The organism is Streptomyces sp. MMG1533, assembly GCF_001279775.1.
Taxonomy (GTDB): Bacteria; Actinomycetota; Actinomycetes; order Streptomycetales; family Streptomycetaceae; genus Streptomyces.
Window position 1 is genome coordinate 23,600 of the sequence record NZ_LGDG01000246.1, and the last position, 16,880, is coordinate 40,479.

At 72.4% G+C, this 16,880-nt stretch carries 12 protein-coding genes; 6 read left to right on the forward strand and 6 right to left on the reverse strand.

The features are described 5' to 3' along the window. Positions 1-82: 82 nt before the first annotated feature. Complete coding sequence (locus ADK57_RS34120; protein WP_107091708.1) at positions 83-1,615, forward strand: sugar transferase; 1,533 nt, start codon at positions 83-85, stop codon at positions 1,613-1,615. A gap of 46 nt (positions 1,616-1,661) precedes the next feature. Here ADK57_RS34120 and ADK57_RS34125 read toward each other — a convergent pair whose 3' ends face one another. Next, positions 1,662-2,624, reverse strand: a complete 963-nt coding sequence (locus tag ADK57_RS34125) for a GDP-L-fucose synthase family protein (RefSeq protein WP_053753530.1) — start codon at positions 2,622-2,624, stop codon at positions 1,662-1,664. Positions 2,625-2,729: 105 nt separating this feature from the next. Between ADK57_RS34125 and gmd the strand changes: the two genes are divergently transcribed. The 4 genes from gmd to ADK57_RS34145 all read left to right on the forward strand — a co-directional run bounded on the left by gmd (position 2,730) and on the right by ADK57_RS34145 (position 9,524). Then, positions 2,730-3,743 (forward strand): GDP-mannose 4,6-dehydratase, encoded by a 1,014-nt coding sequence (gene gmd, locus ADK57_RS34130; protein WP_053753531.1) that lies wholly within the window; start codon positions 2,730-2,732, stop codon positions 3,741-3,743. Continuing rightward, positions 3,740-6,511: a DUF7594 domain-containing protein gene (locus ADK57_RS34135; protein WP_078973501.1), complete on the forward strand. Its 2,772-nt coding sequence runs from the start codon at positions 3,740-3,742 to the stop codon at positions 6,509-6,511. Before gmd ends, ADK57_RS34135 begins: the two co-directional genes overlap by 4 nt. Before the next feature lie 110 nt (positions 6,512-6,621). Continuing rightward, entirely contained in the window at positions 6,622-8,859 is a 2,238-nt protein-coding gene (locus ADK57_RS34140; RefSeq protein WP_234390495.1) for a LamG domain-containing protein, read from the forward strand. After that, on the forward strand, positions 8,856-9,524 hold the full coding sequence (locus tag ADK57_RS34145) for a hypothetical protein (protein WP_053753533.1): 669 nt from the start codon (positions 8,856-8,858) through the stop codon (positions 9,522-9,524). Before ADK57_RS34140 ends, ADK57_RS34145 begins: the two co-directional genes overlap by 4 nt. On the opposite strand, the gene ADK57_RS34150 is transcribed toward ADK57_RS34145, so the two are convergent. After that, positions 9,500-10,621 carry a glycosyltransferase gene (locus tag ADK57_RS34150; protein WP_053753534.1) on the reverse strand — a complete coding sequence of 374 codons (1,122 nt, stop codon included), beginning with the start codon at positions 10,619-10,621 and terminating at the stop codon, positions 9,500-9,502. The genes ADK57_RS34145 and ADK57_RS34150 overlap by 25 nt on opposite strands. Continuing rightward, positions 10,618-11,157 (reverse strand): WcaF family extracellular polysaccharide biosynthesis acetyltransferase, encoded by a 540-nt coding sequence (locus ADK57_RS34155; RefSeq protein ID WP_053753535.1) that lies wholly within the window; start codon positions 11,155-11,157, stop codon positions 10,618-10,620. The genes ADK57_RS34150 and ADK57_RS34155 overlap by 4 nt, the downstream gene beginning before the upstream one ends. A 113-nt stretch (positions 11,158-11,270) precedes the next feature. Between ADK57_RS34155 and ADK57_RS34160 the strand changes: the two genes are divergently transcribed. Next, complete coding sequence (locus tag ADK57_RS34160; protein WP_420711940.1) at positions 11,271-12,749, forward strand: hypothetical protein; 1,479 nt, start codon at positions 11,271-11,273, stop codon at positions 12,747-12,749. On the opposite strand, the gene ADK57_RS34165 is transcribed toward ADK57_RS34160, so the two are convergent. The 3 genes from ADK57_RS34165 to ADK57_RS34175 are packed head-to-tail and all read right to left on the reverse strand — an operon-like array spanning position 12,709 to position 16,780. Next, entirely contained in the window at positions 12,709-13,941 is a 1,233-nt protein-coding gene (locus tag ADK57_RS34165) for a hypothetical protein (protein WP_053753536.1), read from the reverse strand. The two genes, ADK57_RS34160 and ADK57_RS34165, sit on opposite strands and share 41 nt — an antisense overlap. Beyond that, positions 13,938-15,560 (reverse strand): hypothetical protein, encoded by a 1,623-nt coding sequence (locus tag ADK57_RS34170; RefSeq protein WP_053753537.1) that lies wholly within the window; start codon positions 15,558-15,560, stop codon positions 13,938-13,940. The genes ADK57_RS34165 and ADK57_RS34170 overlap by 4 nt, the downstream gene beginning before the upstream one ends. Next, the gene (locus tag ADK57_RS34175; RefSeq protein ID WP_053753557.1) at positions 15,557-16,780 is read right to left on the reverse strand and encodes a glycosyltransferase; all 1,224 of its coding nucleotides are present in this window, start codon (positions 16,778-16,780) and stop codon (positions 15,557-15,559) included. The genes ADK57_RS34170 and ADK57_RS34175 overlap by 4 nt, the downstream gene beginning before the upstream one ends. Positions 16,781-16,880: the final 100 nt, after the last annotated feature.

Genomic DNA, 16,880 nt, shown 5'->3' on the forward strand with positions numbered 1-16,880 from the left:
CCGTTCGGTGGGGGAACAAGGGGACGGATGGGGCTCGTGACGGCGACGTGTGGCTGGGGGGCAGCACATGCGGGATGTCGGCATGTCGGAGTCGGCCGGGGAACCGGGAACCGGCCAGGGGGTTGTGGAGGAGGACGGCCCGGCCAGACCGCGGACGGGCCGGTCGGGACCGAAGGGACCGCAGCGGCCGAACGGGCGGGCTGCCGACGGCAAGGCGCGCTGGTACCGACCGCTCACGGTCGTCACGGACACCTGCGGGATCGGCGTTCCGCTGGCCGCGGCGCTGGAGGCGGACGCACAGGACATGCCCGTCATGGGCGGGCTGGTCGGCGCGGGTGTGTGGGCGGCCGTCCGCGCGATGCGGCGCCGGTACGCGGACCAGCGGCTCGGTGAGTCGTGGGGCGTGCTGGCGGCCGTACGGGACTGGGTGCTGTTCGCCGGGCTCATGGCGCTGGCGCTGGTGCTGTCCGACGTGGAGAACGGGCCCCGGCCGACGCTGGCACTGGCCTCGTTACTTCCGGGACTGCTCTTGACGGCTACGGTCGCGCCGCTGACGCGGCTGCATCTGAACCGCCAGCGGCGCGAGGCGCGGTCGGTGCGCCGGGCCCTGGTGGTGGGTGAGCCGGCCTCCGTGGACCAGGTGGTGGGGCGGCTCGCCTCGCGTACCGACCACCCGTACGTGGTGGTCGGGGCCGTGCCGGTCGGCTTCCAGGCCCTGGGGTGCGGGATGCCGGTGATGGACCGGCTGACGCCGCTGACCTCGGACCACACCCAGGACGCCGACATCGTCCGGCGGGCCGTGGAGGCCTCCGGAGCGGAGGTGGCCCTGGTGGTGCCGGGGCTGCGGATGGCCGGCGAGCGGCTGCGGCACGTGTCCTGGGCGCTGCACGGCGCGGGGCTGCAGCTGGCCGTGGTGCCGGGCCTCGCGGAGGTCGCGGAGGCTCGGGTGCGGCCCAGCTCCGCGGCGGGGCTGACGGTGCTTCAGGTGGCGCCGCCCGCCCAGGAGTTCGGGCAGCCGTGGCTGAAGTCGCTGCTGGACCGGACGGGGGCGCTGCTCGGGCTCCTGGTGCTGACGCCGCTGTTCGGGGGGCTCGCGCTCGCCGTGCGCTGCTCGTCGCCCGGTCCGGTCTTCCACCGGCAGACCCGCTGCGGGCAGGGTGGGCGGCCGTTCACCATGTGGAAGTTCCGCACCATGGTCGCCGACGCGGAGGCCCGCCGGGCCGAGCTCGCCCCGGACGGGGCGGGCCAGCACAACGGGCGGATGTTCAAGATGCGCCGGGATCCTCGCGTCACCCGGCTCGGGGCGGTGCTGCGCCGGCTCTCCCTGGACGAGTTGCCGCAGCTCTTCAACGTCCTCCGGGGTGACATGTCCCTGATTGGCCCGCGTCCGCCGCTGCCCGACGAGGTCGCCCGCTACAGCCGCACCGAGCACCGGCGGCTGGCGGTCAAGCCGGGCATGACCGGGCTGTGGCAGGTCAGCGGGCGTTCCGACCTGTCGTGGGACGAGACGGTGGCGCTGGACCTCTGGTACGTGGACAACTGGTCGGTCGCCGCCGATGTGCTGATCATGACCCGCACCCTGCGCGCCGTCGTCGACGGCCGCGGGGCGTATTGAGGGGGTCCGCCGCATGAGCGGACGCCCCTCGGGCGACAGCGGAGGCTCAGCGCTGCTCGAGCCACCACGCGTACGTCGACGCGATGCCGTCCCGGAGGTCCACGGCCGGCTTGAAGCCGAGTGCTGTGAGCCTGGAGACGTCGAGGAGCTTGCGCGGGGTGCCGTCGGGCTTGCCGGCGTCCCACGCGATCTCGCCCTGATATCCCGTCACCTCCCGGACCACCTCGGCGAGTTCGCGGATCGGGAGGTCCTCGCCGCACCCGATGTTGACCGGGCCTTCGTCGTCGTAGCGCTCCAGGAGCAGGGCGCAGGCCGCGGCCACGTCGTCGACGTGCAGGAACTCCCGGCGCGGGGTTCCGGTGCCCCACAGCACGACCTCGGGGGCGCCGCTCTCCCGGGCCTCGTGGAAGCGGCGGATCAGTGCGGGCAGCACGTGCGAGGTGGCCAGGTCGAAGTTGTCGCCGGGGCCGTAGAGGTTGGTCGGCATGGCGCTGATGTACGCGGCGCCGTACTGGCGGCGGTACGACTGGACCTGGGCGATGCCGGCGATCTTGGCGATGGCGTACGCCTCGTTGGTCGGCTCCAGCGGGCCGGTGAGCAGGGAGTCCTCGCGGATCGGCTGCTCGGCGAGCTTCGGGTAGATGCAGGACGAGCCGAGGAACAGCAGTCGGGGCACGTCGGCGGTGTGCGCGCCGGCGATGACGCTCAGCTGTATACGGAGGTTGTCCTCCAGGAACTGCACCGGGTAGGTGCTGTTGGCCATGATCCCGCCGACCTTGGCGGCGGCCAGCACGACGGCGTCCGGGCGGGCGTCGCGCAGGAAGGATTCGGTCCGCGCGGCGTCGCGCAGATCGAGCTGGTCCCTGCCGCGGGTGAGCACCTCGTGTCCGTCGGCCTCGAGCCGGCGGGCCACCGCGGACCCGACCAGACCGCGGTGGCCCGCGACGAAGACCCGGGCCGGGCGCGGAAGCAGGGGGGACGTGGGCTTGGGCGATGCGTCAGCTGTCATGCGCGGATTGTGCCAGCGAAAGGCCCACTCACGGGACGTTCCACGGTAATTCTGGTCAATTCATATGAAAGTGCGGCCACTTCGGCCGTATAGAGGGGGGTACGGATGGGCAAGTCGGCACTCATCACCGGCGTGACCGGTCAGGACGGCTCGTATCTGGCGGAGCTGCTGCTGGGCAAGGGGTACACCGTGCACGGCCTGATCCGCCGGTCGTCGAGCTTCAACACCGAGCGGATCGACCACATCTACCAGGGGCCGGACCAGCCGGAGCGGTCCTTCGTCCTGCACCACGCCGATCTCTCGGACGGGGTGGCGCTGGTGAACCTGCTGCGGGACATCAGGCCCGACGAGGTGTACAACCTGGGCGCGCAGTCCCATGTCCGGGTCTCCTTCGACGCGCCGCTGTACACGGGCGACGTGACCGGCCTGAGCGCGATCAGGCTGCTGGAGGCGGTGCGGGCGAGCGGCATCCAGACGCGGCTGTACCAGGCGTCCTCCTCCGAGATGTACGGCTCGACCCCGCCGCCGCAGAACGAGAACACGCCGTTCCACCCGCGCAGCCCGTACGGCTGTGCCAAGGTCTTCGGCTACTGGGCGACCGTCAACTACCGCGAGGCGTACGACATGTTCGCGGTCAACGGCATTCTCTTCAACCACGAGTCGCCGCGTCGCGGGGAGACCTTCGTGACCCGCAAGATCACCCGGGCGGTGGCCCGGATCAAGGCCGGTCTGCAGGACCGCCTCCACCTCGGCAACCTCGACGCGGTGCGCGACTGGGGATACGCGCCGGAGTACGTCGAGGCGATGTGGCGGATGCTCCAGCAGGACCGGCCGGACGACTACGTGGTGGCCACCGGTGAGGCCGCGAGCGTCCGGCAGTTCCTGGAGGTGGCCTTCTCGCACGTGGGCCTGGAGTGGGGGGAGTTCGTGCGCTACGACCCCAAGTACGAGCGCCCCAGCGAGGTCGACGCGTTGATCGGGGACGCCTCCAAGGCCGAGAAGCTGCTGGGCTGGAAGCCCTCGGTGCGCGTGCACGAGCTGGCCCGGATCATGGTGGACGCCGATGTGGCCCGCCTGGAGCAGGAGTTGGCCGGTACCGCGGTCCGGGTGGACAGATGAGACGGGCCGGACGCGCCAGACGCGCGCTGCTGTCCGTACTGGCCCTGACGGCGGGCCTGTTGGGCGGCACGGTGGCCACGGCGCCCTCGGCCGCCGCGGTCACTCCTCCGGTCGCGTTCACCGCGGACGACCTGGACACCTGGCAGACCAACGGGATCGTGTGGGCGCTCGCCGAGAACGGCGGCACGGTCTTCGCGGGCGGCACCTTCTCCACCATCCGGCCGCCCGGGGTCGCCTCCGGCGGCACCGGCACGCGGTCGGCGGTGAACTTCGCGGCGTTCAACGCGGCGACCGGGGCGCCGACGAGCTGTTCCCTGTCCTTCACCCGGACCACCGGGACGGCGACCGTGCGGGCGCTGGCGGTCTCCCCGGACGGTGAAACCCTCTACGCGGGCGGCTACTTCACGGCGGTGAGCGGGGTCGCGGTGAACGGACTCGCGGCCGTCGACATCGACACCTGCGCGGCCCGCTCCGCGTTCAACCCCGCCTTCAACGCGACCGTGCGCGCCCTGGACGTGGCACCCGACGGCACGGTCTACGCGGGCGGCGACTTCACCACCGTACGGGGCACCGCACGGCAGCGGTTCGCGGCTCTCACCCCGGCCGGGGCGCTCACCTCGTGGACCGCGGACGCGGATCTGTCCGGGCGGGCGGTCCAGGTCACCGAGGACGGCGAACACGTCGTCCTGGCAGGTGACTTCACCACTGTCGAGGGCACGAACTCGCATGCCCTGGCCGTGGTTGACAGCGCCTTTGGCGCACTGGAGCACACGTATCCGACCGGGTTCATCCCGGCCACCGCCGTCGTCAAGGACCTGGTCACCGACGGCACCGGCGTGTACGCGGCCGGGGAGGGCATGGGCGGCGCCTCCTTCGACGGGCGGCTCGCGCTGGACACGAGCGACTGGGAGCAGCGCTGGCGGGACACCTGTCAGGGCGCCAACCAGGCGCTGGCGGTGTACCAGGAGGTGCTGTACAGCGGGAACCACTCGCACGACTGCTCCTCCATGGGCGAGTACCCGAACGTGGAGCGCAAGCATCTGCTGGCGCAGAGCGTGAACGACCCCGCGCTGCTGGCCTGGGCGCCTGACACCAACGAGGGCACCGGGGAGCAGCTCGGCCCGCGGGCGCTGACCCTGGCGGACAGCTCGGGCTCCGAATTCCTGTGGCTCGCGGGTGAGTTCACGACCGTCAACGGTTCGGCACAGCAGAGCCTGAGCCGCTTCGGCACCGGCCCCGACACGGGTGCGCCCGGCACTCCGGCCGCGTGGGTCTCCAGCGACACGCCGGGCAGTGTGAACGTGCGCTGGCAGGCGAGCCAGGACCTCGACGACGGCAACATCACCTACGCGATCTACCGCAACGGGTCCGGCACGCCGATCCACACCACGACCGCGTACTCGCTGCCGTGGGAGCGGCCGCAGCTGTCGTGGACGGACACCTCGGTGACCGCCGGGACGACGTACTCGTACCGGATCACGGCGAGCGACGGGACCAACACCAGCGCGCTGTCGACGGCCCGCAGCGCCACGGCGGCGGGATCGGCGGACGCCTACGCGGCGCGCGTGCGCTCGGACGGCGCGAGTCTGTACTGGCGCTACGACGAGTCCTCCGGGACCTTCGCCGCCGACAGCAGCGGGGCCGACGACGGCGGCGCCTACGTGAGCACCCCCTCGTACCGGCAGACCCCGGCCGCGGTTCCCGGGTCCGGTACGGCGCTCGGGCTCAACGGCACCTCGGAGTACGTGTACAGCGAGAAGCGGCACGCCAGGCCGGGCACGTACACGGTGGAGACCTGGTTCCGCACGACGACCACGAGCGGGGGCCGGATCATCGGGTTCGGCGACAACTTCGGTTCCGGACAGGGGTACTTCAGCCGCAACTCCGACCGGCTCCTCTACATGACGAACGCCGGTCTGCTGGGCTTCGGCACCGGCAGCCCGCGGGCCGGGAACCAGGCGACACTGCTGTCCACTCAGGCGTACAACGACGGCGCCTGGCACCACGTGGCCGCGACCCAGGGAGCGGACGGCATGGCGCTGTACGTGGACGGGGCGCCGGTCGGCTCCAACACGGTGACCACCGCGCTGAACACCACCGGCTTCTGGCGGGTCGGCGCGGACACCCTCACGGGGTGGCCGTCCAACCCGACGAGCGCGTTCTTCGCGGGCACGGTGGACGAGACGGCCGTGTATCCGAGCGCGCTCGGTGCCGCGCAGATCGCCGAGCACCATGCCCTGGGCACGGGGTCGGGCGGCGGCGAGGAGTCGTCGGTGACGGTCGCCGCCTCCGAGGACTCCTACGTCAACGGCTCGGCCACCGGCACGAACTACGGCACGTCGACCTCGCTCGCGGTGCGCGGCTCCAGCGCGTATCTCAGCTATCTGCGCTTCACGCTGCCGGCCGCACCGGCCGGTACGGAGCTGACGAGCGCGGTACTGCGGCTGCGGACCACGTCACTGAGCACGGCCGGGTCGGCGGACTCGTTCGACGTGGTGCCGGTGGCCGGGGACTGGACCGAGACGGGGGTCACCTATGCCGACCGTCCCGCCCTGTCCTCGACCGTGCTGGGCACCCTGGCGGCGCCCAGCGCCGTGTCGACCGACTACCAAGTGGCCCTGGACACAGGCGGGTTGAGCAGCCTGCTGGGGTCGACGTCGTCGGTGGCACTGAGCAGTACCGGTACCGACGCGCTGTGGCTGTGGTCCAGCGAGTACGGCACCGAGGACTACCGGCCCGAGCTCGTGCTCACGTTCAGCCCGTCCTGAGCCGGTTCACAGTCAGCCGGGCGGCCCGGTCACCCCTCCCCCGGGCCGCTCGGCCTCTTTCGCACCACCACCGCTCGTAGCACAGGGAGAAGCACATGCACGACAGATCCATGAGTCGCAGATCCAGATCACGAAGAAGCGTCACGGCGCTCGCGCTCGCGCTCACCGCTCCCCTACTGACCGTCCCGCTCACCGCCACCGACGCCGCCGCGCTCACCGGCCCGGTGGGCCTGACCGCCGACGACCTGTCGACCTGGCAGGCCAACGGCATCGTGTACGCCCTCGCCCAGACCGACGGAGTGGTGTTCGCCGGGGGCACCTTCTCGGCGATACGGCCCGCGGGGGCGGCCGCAGGCGATCCGGCCGAGCAACCGGCGGTGAACTTCGCGGCGTTCGACGCGGCGACCGGACAGCCCACCGGCTGTTCGCTGTCGTTCACGGTCGGCGAGGGCACCGCGACCGTCCGGGCGCTCGCCGTCTCACCGGACGGCCAGACCCTGTACGCGGGCGGCTACTTCGGCGCGGTGAACGGCGTCGGGGTCAACAGCCTGGCCGCGATCGACATCGACACCTGCACCCCGAGCCCCGACTTCCACCCGGCGGTCACGGCCACCGTGCGGGCGCTGGCGGTGACGGACTCGACCGTGTACCTCGGCGGGGACTTCGGCACGGTGAACGGCCAGACACGGGGACGGTTCGCCGCCGTGGACACGGCGGGGGCGCTGACCGCCTGGACGGCGAACGCGGACGAGCCGGGGCGGGCCGTCGAGGTCACCGCGGACGGACAGCACGTCGTGGTGGGCGGGGACTTCTTCTCCGTCAACGGCACCAACTCGCACGCCCTCGCCGTCACCGACGCCACGACGGGAGCGGTGACGACGGCCTACCCGAGCGGCTTCTTCCCCAACACCTCCGTCGTCAAGGACATCACCGCCGACGCCTCGGGCGTGTACACCGCCAGCGAGGGCACGGGCGGCGGCGTCTTCGACGGGCGTACAGCCTTCGAGCCGGACACCTTCGCGCAGCGCTGGCGCGACACCTGCCTCGGCGCCACCCAGGCCCTGCAGCTGTACCAGGGCGTGGTCTACAGCGCCTCGCACGCCCACGACTGCTCCTCGATGGGCGAGTTCCCGGACGGGCAACGGCGTCATCTCCTCGCCCAGACCACGTCCGACCCGACGCTGCTGGGCTGGGCCCCGGACACCAACGACGGCATCGGCGAGGGCATCGGCCCGCGCGTCTTCACCCTCGCCCCCAAGGACGGCACCGACTACCTGTGGGTGGGCGGCGAGTTCACCACCGTCGACGGCACGGCCCAGCAGGCCCTGACCCGGGTCGCCTCCGGCCCGGACACCGGCGCGCCGACCGTGCCGCAGGTCAAGGTGGAGAGCATCGAGGCCGGCAAGGTCGCCGTGCACTGGCGCTCCAGCTACGACACCGACGACAGTCACCTCACCTACCGTGTCTACAAGGACGGCGGGAGCACTCCGGTGTACGAGGTGTCCGGCGACTCGCTGCCCTGGTCGCGGCCGCAGCTCACCTGGACGGACACGGCCGTCGCGGCGGGCGAGACGCACTCCTACCGGATCAGCGCCTCGGACGGCACGAACACGACCTCCCGGTCCACCGCCCAGTCGGTGACGGTGGCGAGCGCGGCGGACGCCTACGCGGCTGCCGTCCGCGGCGACGGAGCGGGCCTGTACTGGCGGTTCAACGAGACGTCCGGCGCCTACGCGGCCGACAGCTCCGCCGCCGACGACAGCGGCGTCCACTGGAACGCGCCGACGCAGGCCGTCGCCGACGGTGCCGCCGGCTCCGGCTCGTCGGTCGGCTACACGGGTTCGCAGAGCGAGTGGACGTACAGCGACAAACGGCACGCCACTCCGTCGGCGTACTCCCTGGAACTGTGGTTCAAGACGACCACGACCACCGGCGGCAAGCTCATCGGCTTCGCCAACAAGGTGCAGTTGACGTCCACGTCCTACGACAAGCACATCTACATGGCCAACAACGGGCGGCTCGTCTTCGGCGTCTACCCGGGCGCGATCCGCACCATCACCACGAACCAGTCCTTCAACAACGGGGCCTGGCACCACGTGGTCGCCACCCAGGGCAGCGACGGCATCAAGCTGTACGTGGACGGGACGCTGCGCGCGTCCAACTTCACGGTCACCGGCAGCGAGCAGGCCAGCGGGTTCTGGCGGGTCGGCGGCGACAACCTGGACAACTGGACGAGCCGGCCGTCGAGCCGGTTCTACACCGGGCTGATCGACGAGGTCGCGGTGTACGGCAAGGTCCTGACCGCGAGTCAGGTCGCCGCGCACTACGCGGCCGGGACGGCCTCATGAGGCGCCCCACCCTTGCGGCACTGCTGCTCCTGCCCCTGCTCGCCGCGTGCGGCGGGGGCGGGGGCGGCGGGCAGCACACCGAGGCGGCCGGGAGCGCGGGCAGTGCTCCGCGTGCGGCCGCCTCGGCGGAGCCCTCGCCGTCGCCGTCCGGCACCCCTTCGAGCGGGCCTTCCACCGGGTCTTCCGGCAGGGCCCCGTCGTCGCAGGGCCCGAAGAACACCGTTCCCGACGACGAACTCACCCCGGTCACGGGGTCGTTCACCAAGAAGGAGAAGACCTACCTGTCCGGCCGCGTCCCCGAGGGGACGGACCCGGCGGCCATCCTGCAGGCCGGTCAGGAGACCTGCGACAGACTCGCCGCCACCGCGAAGATCGACCGGGACGCCACCGTGGGGGCGATCATCGCGGGTGAGGTCAAGGGCGCCGAGGAAGCGGTGAAGGGCCTGTGCCCCGAGCTGAAGTCGCTCATCGAGGACACCGAGGGCGGATACGCCGACGGCACCCACACCGACCCCGTCCCCGGCACCTACCGCGCCCTCACCCCGATGAAGGACTGCTCGTGGTCCCTCGACGGGGCGGCGGGCGGCAAGCACCGGATCACCATCAAGAAGGGCACCAAGTCCTTCACGTCCAGCGGGTGTTACGCCTGGCAGAAGGAGTCGTAGAGCGCATGGAGGCGGTCGGTGACCGCCTCCAGCGAGAAGGACGTACGGGACAGCTGCCAGGCCGCCTCGGAGGCGGAGTCCTGGGCAGCCGGTTCCAGGAGGGCGAGGATCTCGGCGGCCAGGGCCTTTGGGGTCCTGGCCACCCTGCCCGCGCCGGAGCGGGCGAGGTCGTCGGCGAGGCCGTTGGTGGGGGTGACCACCGACGGGACGCCCACCGACAGGGCCTCCAGGACGGACATCGGGAACGGCTCGTCCACGGAAGGCAGGACATGCACGTGAGTGCGGCGCAGCTCGCCGAGGACGGCACCGGGCGCGAGGCTGCCCAGGTACTCGACGGAGTCGGACACGCCGAGCGATTCGGCCAGCTTCAGCGCGGCCCCGAGTTCCCCTTCGTCGGCCCCGGCCATGACGAAGCGGGCGTCGGGATGCCGGCGCAGCACCTCGGGCACGGCGGCGACGAAGTCCGCCGGGCGCTTGCGGGCCTGCATCCGGGCCAGGTAGAGCACGCGGGGCGGCCCGGCGGGACGCGGGCGGCGCTCCTGCGCGGGCACGCCGTTGACGAGGCGCACCCCGTTTCCGGGGTCGGCGTGGCCCAACACCGCGTCCAGGCCCTTGCGTTCGTACGACGTGAGGTGCAGCACGGCGTGCGCGCGGCGCAGCACCCGGCGTACGGCGACGGCGTCCAGCACCTTCGCGAGGGCCTTGTCGCTGGGGTCGACCATGCCGTGCGTCTGGACCACCAGCGGGCGGCGCGCGCTGAGGGCGGCCAGCGCGATCGGCAGCGTGACCAGGTCGCGGGCGAGGTGGACGTGGACCACGTCGGCGGCCTTGACCAGGCGGCGGGCGCCGATGAGCAGGGCCGGCGAGGTGATGCCGCTGAAACCGGCGCCGGGCACGACACGGCGGGCCGGGTAGAGGCGGGCGGGGCGCCCGTCGACGTCCGTCGGGAGCGGGCCGTCGAAGCCGGAGCCGAGGGCGACGATCCGGGTGTCGACGCCGCGCGCGGCGAGGCCCCCGGTGAGGTTGACGGCCACGCGCACCGGGCCGCCGAAGGCCTGCGTGGGTGTGTGCAGGGTGACGGCGTGCAGGACTCTCACGGTGTGGGCTCCTTCAGGGCACGGGTGCCGTCCGCCGTGTGCAGGGTGAGTTCGGGCAGGTCACGGCCGAGCACCGCGCCCGCGCCGACCACCGCGTGCCGTCCGACCGTCACACCGGCGAGCACGGTCGCGCGCGCCGCGATCCAGGCGCCGTCCTCCACCCGGATGGGCGCGTTGCGGTACCGGAAGTCGGCGCTGCGGTGGTCGTGGCTGCCGGTGCAGAGCAGCGCCTCCTGGGAGACGCACACATGGGATCCGATGGTCACCGGTTCCAGGTTGAGCAGCCAGGCGCCTTCACCGATCCAGGTGTGGTCGCCGACGGTCAGCTTCCACGGCCACAGGACACGTACGCGATGGCGGATGAGGACGCCCTCACCGATGTGCGCCCCGAAGGCGCGCAGCAGGGCGACGCGCACGCGTGCCGGGCAGAACCACGCCATGAACAGCGTGTTCATCACGCAGAACCAGAGCGCCTGGACCGCGATGCCGCGGCCCTTGTCGTATCCGGACAGCGTGAACGTCCGTAGGTCGCGCACGAGTTACCCCCCTCAGTACCCCCGTACTGCCCTCCGTGATCCAGCCTAGGGATTCCACACTCCTTTCGCACACATATCCGTAGACTCTGTGAACGAAAAGTAGAGGGGGGCTCATGGCGGCGGGAACCGAGGCTGTCGCACCACCGGTGCACGTCGCCGACTCCGTGCACAAACAGGGGCGTGGGGCACTCAGGCGCATCCTCGCGCTGCCGCTCGTCCTCGGGCTGACGGTCCTGATGCCGGCCTTCGTCGCCCTGCAACCCGGCGCCGGCCTGCGCGACCAGGTGTACTGGCTCCAGTTGGTGCTCACCGTGTACGCGGGAGCCCGGCTGTCCGCGATGATCCTGGGCCGGCACCGCAAGCTGCTCCAGGGCACCTTCTGGCTGTTCGTCTACATGGCGATGGGCATCGCGGCGCTCGCGCAGGACGTGGTGGGCAAGACCCCGGTGCCGGTGGCGGGTTCACGCTCCGACCTGGCTCTGGCGGTGGCACTGGTACTGGTGGCCTGCGCGGCCTTCGACGCGGGGGCGCTGCTGGTACGGCCGGGGGTGCGGCCCACCGCCCGCACCACGTTCCGGCCCGCGATGGTCTCCCGACGACGGCTCGCCGTGCTCATCGCCGTGGCGTTCGTCGGGAGCGGGCTGTTCGTGCTGAAGCTCGGCGGGCTCTCCGTGTTCTTCGCGAGCCGGATGGAGATCAACGAGTCGATCGCGGACAGCGGGATCTCCAGCGCCGGTTCGCAGGCCGGTACGGCGATCCTGCGCGGCTTCGGGACGGTGCCCGCGCTGCTCGCGCTGATGGTGGTGACCCGCTGGCTGATCACCTCTCCGCGGGCCCGCAGCCGACCGCTGCCGTGGATCGCCCTCGTGGCGCTCATCGCCCTGAACACCATCGTCAACAACCCGATCTCGAACCCGCGTTACTGGTTCCTGACGGTCCTGCTCGCTCTTCTCTTCACGGTGTTCCCGCAGAGCCCGGCGATGTACCGGGCGGCCCTGTCGCTGGGGGTCGCGGCGGCCGTGCTGATCTTCCCGTTCGCGGACAAGTTCCGCTACGACGCCGCCAACACCCGCGCCACCGAGACGACGTCGGTGCTCGATCCGCTGGTGCTCAAGGACTACGACCAGATGGCGATGTTCGCCAACACCATCACGTACGCGGATGCGGGCAACGGCCACACCTACGGCCGCCAGCTCGCCGGCTCCACACTGTTCTTCGTGCCCCGGTCCGTGTGGACGGACAAGCCGAAGGACACCGGCGTGATGGTGAGCGAGTGGATGGCGGCGACCAACACCAACCGCTCCTCGCCCCTGTGGGCCGAACTCTGGCTGGACTTCGGGCCGTTCGGGATGGTCGCCGGGTTCGGGCTGATCGGCTGGGCGTCCGCCCGGGTCGACCGGCGCTATGCGCACGCCGTGGCACGGCCGGGACCGGCGGGCATCCTCACCCTGGCCGTGCCCCTGGTCGCGGGCTACTCCTTCATCCTGCTGCGCGGCCCACTGCTCCAGGCCTCGGGCCGGGTCGCCATCGGCATCATGTGCCTGGCGCTGATCACGACGCTGCGCCCGGAGCGGTGGCGGCAGCTGCGCTGACGCTCTCCTCCCGGGGCAGGGGCGCCCGCGCGGCCCGCGCCCACGCCGCCGCCCCCTTCAGCACCGAACCCAGGCACAGCCCCCAGGCCGCACCCTCGACGCCCGTCCACGCGTACCCGGCGAGCAGCAGCCCCGCCGACACCGGCGAGAACACCAGCTGCACGGGCATGGTGGCGCGCGGGGCGAGCACCCGCAGGGCGAGCAGCCCGGACACGCCGAAGGCCATCGCCGCGTACTGGGCTCCCGTCGCCGGCAGCACCTCGGCCGCCGACTCCCAGGTGTCGCCGAGCAGTTGCCTGCCCCAGGACGCGGGCAGCGCGTACAGCACAGCGCCCCAGCCGGCAGCCACGGCGGCCAGCGCGCCGCCCGCCAGCAGGGCCGCCCGGCGGGGTGCGGGATGGCGGTTGAGCAGGGGCGGGCCAAAGCCGGTGGCCGCGTTGAAAGCCACGTTGAGCGGCCCGAACAGGGTGGTCGCACCGCGCAGCGCGCCGACCGCGAGCGGGGTCGCGAAGAGGCCCAGGGCGAGGACGGCGAGCTGGCTGGTGGCGTTGCCGACACCGAACTCGACCAGGAAGCGCCGGCCCAGGTGACCCCGTACGAGATAGCGCTTCACGTCCGCCCGCTCGCCCGTGACGTGCGGGCGGAGCAGCGCGAGCGCCAGCAGCAGGGCGGGCACGGCGGACAGGCCCCACACCAGCGTCGTCCGGGCCGCGGAGGCGCCGTCGGGCTGGAGCAGCAGGGCGGGCAGGACGGCCGCGAGCCTCGACAGATCGGTGAGGAGCGCCAGTTGAGGCTTGTGCAGGACGGAGAAGCAGTAGCGGAGGGTGTCCTGGGTGAGGGTGACCGGCAGGACCGTGCCGAGGGCCGCGAACACCGCCGCGTCGGCGGTCGTGAGCGACGCACCGCCCGCGAGCAGCACCCCCAGCACGGTCGAGGCGCACGCCGTGAACGCGACCGCGCTGCGACAGGCCTGGCGGAGCGACTGCGCCTCGCCCCGGTGCAGCACCAGCTCCTGGCCGACGTACGCCCCGAACCCGCCCAGGAACACGCTGAACACCACGTACGCCGTGGCGAACAGGGCGAAGGTGTCGGCCTCGCTGTGCCGGGCGACCAGGACCAGGACGGCGATGTTGGTGAGCGCGCTCACCGCCTGGTCGAGGACGGAGCACAGGGCGGCCGTACGAGCCCTCACCGGGTGCCCGAGGACAGGGGGTCGCGCGTGACGGCTTCGGCGGTGACGGGCGACGCCGGGATCGTGACCGCGCCCTCCGGCTTCCGGCGCCCCTTGCGCTGCCGCCCTCCGGGATGCAGCACCGCGCCGAGGACCTGCCCGCCGGCCCCGTCGATGAGTTCCCGGATGCGCTCCAGCGCCGTACGGGCGACCGTGCGCGGGTCGCACACCACGACCACGCCGTCCACGCGGTCGACGAGGGCGAGCGCGTCGGCGTAGGAGAGGACGGGCGGGGCGAGGACGACGACGGTGGTGTTCGGGGCGTCCGCCTGGTCGATGAGGCGGGTGGTGGCCGCGGAGGTGAGGGTGCGGGCCACGTGCGGGACGCGGATGCCGGGGACCAGGTCGAAGGTGCCGGACTCGCCCGCGTCGACGGGGATGTGCCGGCCGCCGGGCCACGGGGTGCCGTCCGCCGGCTCCCGGCCCGCCCAGCCGGGGCGTGCTCCGGGCGCCTCGGGAAGTCTGCGGGCCAGGTCGGGGTGGCGCAGGTCGGCCTCGACGAGCAGCGCGGACATGCCGGTCTCGGCGAAGCAGGCGGTGAGGTTGACGGCGACGACGGCGGCCGTGGTGCCCTCGCCGTTGGGCTCCACCACCAGCAGGCGGCGGCGATCGGCGAAGTGCCGGTCGTAGGCGAGGCGGAAGGCCACCGAGCGGTACTGCTCGGCGAGCGCGCCGTCGGCGGCGAGCAGGGGCTCCTCCGGAACCCGGGGCAGGCTGCCGAGCACCGGGGCACGCAGGGCACGCGAGACGGTGTCCGCCGAGCGGGCGGCCGGATCGAAGATCATCCGCAGCCAGGCGCCGAGCAGCCCGAGGGCGAGACCCACCACTCCGCCGAGCGCGATGAGCATCGGCGTGCCCAGGCCCTCCGCCTTGACCGGCTGTTCGGCCTTCACCGTGATGTAGCCGGGTGTGGTGTCCAGGGCCTTCAACTCGCTGATGTCATTGGTGAGTTCGGTGATCTGGCTGAGCAGGTTGGCCTGCGCGGACAGCGCGGTGCCCTTCTCGGTGTCGCTCTGCAGCTGGTCGATCTGGTCGAGGAGGTCCTCGCGCTGCTTGGCGAGCGGGTCGAGCTGCTTCTCGTAGCCCGAGATCATGTTGGTGACCGTGCTGGTGGTCTGCGTCTCGCGGTAGTCGAGGTACGCCTGCGCGAAGGCCGCGGCGCCGTCGGCGGCGGCCTTCGGGGCACCGGCGACGTAGGTGAACTTCAGGACCAGGGTGTCGGGCGGGTTGGTCACCTGGAGGTGCCCCTGCAGGTCCCCGGCGTCGTCGGCGCTGCGGCCGAGCCGCTCGGCGGCCCGTTCGGCCACCGCGTTTCCGGCGGCCATCTGGCGCTCGCTGCCGATGTTGATCTGCTTGTCGACCGAAACGCCGTTCGTGGCATACGGGTTGATGGTCGCCGCCCGGACCAGCACCTCGCTGGAGGACTCGTACGTCGCGACCGACCCGTAGGCGAACCAGCCCCCGGCGAGCAGTCCCGCCAGCAGCCCGCCGGCCACCAGAACGCGGTGCCGCAGGACCTGCTGGACCTGGTCGCGCAGGAGCTCGGGCTCGTCCTGCTGCCCGCGTATGTCGTCGTTCATGCGCGTGCCGCTCCTTCGTGCGCGGTGGTGCCAAGTGCTTCGTTCAGCAGGTCGTCCAGGCGGCCGAGTCCGGCCGCGCGGCTGAGCCGCTCGTCCACGTACCCGGGCCCGCGGGCTCCGAGCCGGTCCGCCTGCGCGGGATCGGAGGCGAGTTCCTCAAGTGTCTTGAGCAGGGCGGCCGGGTCCTCAGGCGGGACCAGGACGCCCGCGCCGGAGCGGCGCACCTCGTCGGCGGTGCCGCCCTCGGCCGCGACGGAGGCGATCACGGGCCGCCCGGCGGCGAAGTACGAGGTCAGCTTGGACGGCACGCTCATGTCGAGCACGGACGCCCGCTGGGTGACCGCGAGGACGTCGGCGGCGGCGAGGACGTCCGGGAAGTCGGCGGTCTCGGCAGCCGGCAGGAAGTGCAGGTTGGGTACATCGCGGGCGCGTTCCCTCAGGGCCGCGCGCTGGTTGCCGTCGCCCATCAGGACGAAGTCGACGCCGGGGTCGAGCCGGGCCGCGTCGACGAGCACCTCCAGGCCCTGCTTGAGGCCCATGTTGCCCGAATGCAGGACGACTTGACGGTCGGCGGCCCAGCCCAGCCGGGCCCTGGTCTCGGCGCGTGGCCGCGAAGGGCGGGCCACGTGGGACCAGTTGGGGACGAGCCTGATGCACGCCGGGTCGACGCCCATGGCCTCGACGCGGGGCCGGAAGCTGTCGTGGATGACGCCGACGAGTGCCGCCCGGCTCAGGGCGTACCGCTCGGCGCGTGCGGCCACCGCCGCCGCCCGGTCGCCGCCGCTGATCCCGCTCTGCGCGGCCGCCGCCCCCATCAGGTCCTGGACGACCGGCACGAACGGCACCCGATGCCGGGCGGCTATTCGCGCCGCCGCCACCGCACCGGCCAGGCTCGGCATCTGGGCGACCACCGCGTGCGGGCGGGGCATGCGGGGCGGGGCGGCCAACTGGTGGGCGAGCAGCGAGGCCTCGAACAGGGCCCGGCGCAGGGCGGTCTGCCGGGCCGGCACGGTGTGCCTACGCCGGTGGACGGTCACTCCACCGCGCGTTTCCCGCGCCCGCCAGCGGCCCGCGTAGGCCGGGTCGAGACGCCAGGACGGGTAGTGCGGCATGCCCGCGAGGACATGGGCGTCGGCACCGCTCGCGGCCCAGTGCTCGGCGAGCTGGGTGGCGTAGGGGCCGATACCCGTGTGCTCGGGCGCGTAGTTGGTGGAGACCAGCAGCAGAGTGCGGCCGGCAAGTAGGTGGTCCTGCCCGGTGTGGGCATGCGTGGGCTCGAATCCGGTCAATGCCGGTCCCCTTCCCCCCAGAAGCGATCCT

Coding starts and splice junctions, on each gene's coding strand:
- ADK57_RS34125 (WP_053753530.1), bottom strand. CDS start 2,624: ATGACAGCTGACGCATCGCCCAAGCCCACGTCCCCCCTGCTTCCGCGC.
- ADK57_RS34135 (WP_078973501.1), top strand. CDS start 3,740: ATGAGACGGGCCGGACGCGCCAGACGCGCGCTGCTGTCCGTACTGGCC.
- ADK57_RS34160 (WP_420711940.1), top strand. CDS start 11,271: ATGGCGGCGGGAACCGAGGCTGTCGCACCACCGGTGCACGTCGCCGAC.
- ADK57_RS34170 (WP_053753537.1), bottom strand. CDS start 15,560: ATGAACGACGACATACGCGGGCAGCAGGACGAGCCCGAGCTCCTGCGC.
- ADK57_RS34120 (WP_107091708.1), top strand. CDS start 83: ATGTCGGAGTCGGCCGGGGAACCGGGAACCGGCCAGGGGGTTGTGGAG.
- gmd (WP_053753531.1), top strand. CDS start 2,730: ATGGGCAAGTCGGCACTCATCACCGGCGTGACCGGTCAGGACGGCTCG.
- ADK57_RS34140 (WP_234390495.1), top strand. CDS start 6,622: ATGAGTCGCAGATCCAGATCACGAAGAAGCGTCACGGCGCTCGCGCTC.
- ADK57_RS34145 (WP_053753533.1), top strand. CDS start 8,856: ATGAGGCGCCCCACCCTTGCGGCACTGCTGCTCCTGCCCCTGCTCGCC.